This window comes from Streptomyces sp. NPDC059564 (genome assembly GCF_042735575.1).
Classification (GTDB): domain Bacteria; phylum Actinomycetota; class Actinomycetes; order Streptomycetales; family Streptomycetaceae; genus Streptomyces.
Genome location: NZ_JBHWBP010000382.1, coordinates 1 through 1,134, shown reverse-complemented (window position 1 = coordinate 1,134; position 1,134 = coordinate 1). Strand labels below are relative to the sequence as shown.

The following is a 1,134-nucleotide window of genomic DNA, read 5'->3' as shown; positions in this document are numbered from 1 at the left end:
AGTGGAGGCCGTCCGGCGGTACGCGCGGGAGGCGCCGCGCGGGGGCCTCGGGGTGGTCCAGTTCGACGGGGTGTGCGGTGGGGCCCTGAACCGGGTGCCCGCCGCCGAGACCGCCTTCGTCCACCGGGACAGCGCCTTCCTGGGCCAGTACCTCGTCTACTGGCCCGCGTCCGCGCCGGGCGCCGAGGTGGCCCGGCACCGGGCCTGGCTCGACGGGCTCTGGCAGGACCTGCGCCCGTGGGCGGGCGGCGGCGCGTACCAGAACTACGCCGACCCGGAACTCGTTGGCTGGCGCGAGGCCTACTACGGCCCCAACCTCCCCCGGCTGGAGCGGGTCCGGCGGAGGTACGACCCGGACCGGCTGTTCCGCTTTCCGCAGGCCATCTAGGACATCCAGGCCGCCGGGTCGGGGCCACCATCCACAGGAGCGATGCATGCGACGTACGTTGACGGTGGCCGCGGCCGCGGCCACAGCCGCCCTGCTGTTGCCGGGCGGGCCGCTGCCCGTCACGGAGGCGGACAGCGCGCAGGCGGCGCCGAGCCGTTGGACCGCGCGGGAGGCCGCCGCCTTCTGGACGCCGGAACGGATGGCCTCGGCCCTGCCGGTCCCCGACCCCGTCCCCGGCGCCGTCCCCGACCCCGTCCCGGACCCCGTCCCCGGCGCCGGTCAGGCGGCGGTTCCCGCTGCCCCGGCGGCCGGCCCCTCGGCGCCGGCCGACCCCGCGCCGGCCGTTCCCCCGCCGGGCAGTCCCGGGGCGGAGGGTCCCGTGGCGGGTGCTACCCCGGCAGCCGTTCCCCCGCCGGGGAGTCCGGCGGCGGAGGGTCCCGTGACGGGCGCTCCCGCAGCCGCCGTTCCCCCGCCGGGCAGCCCGGCGGCGGAGGGTCCCGCAGCGGCCGTCCCCGCACTGGCGGGTCCAGGGGCGGCGGGTCCCGCGGCGGGCACTCCCCCGGCCGCCACTCCCACACCGGGCGCCCCCGCAGCGGCGGTCCCCGCTCCGAACGCACCCGCCCCCCCCCCCCCCGCGGGCCGTGACGGCGCGCCCCGCCCCCCACCCCCCCCCCCCCCCGGGGGCCCCCCCCCCGGCCCCCCCCCCCCCCCCCCCCCCCCCCCCCCGCCGCCCCCCCCCCCCCCCC

At 81.7% G+C, this 1,134-nt stretch carries 1 protein-coding gene; it reads left to right on the top strand.

The features are described 5' to 3' along the window. Positions 1 to 388 (top strand): BBE domain-containing protein (locus ACFV0Q_RS35835; RefSeq protein WP_385011344.1); only part of this gene is annotated, 388 nt, incomplete at its 5' end. Positions 389 to 1,134 lie beyond the last annotated feature (746 nt).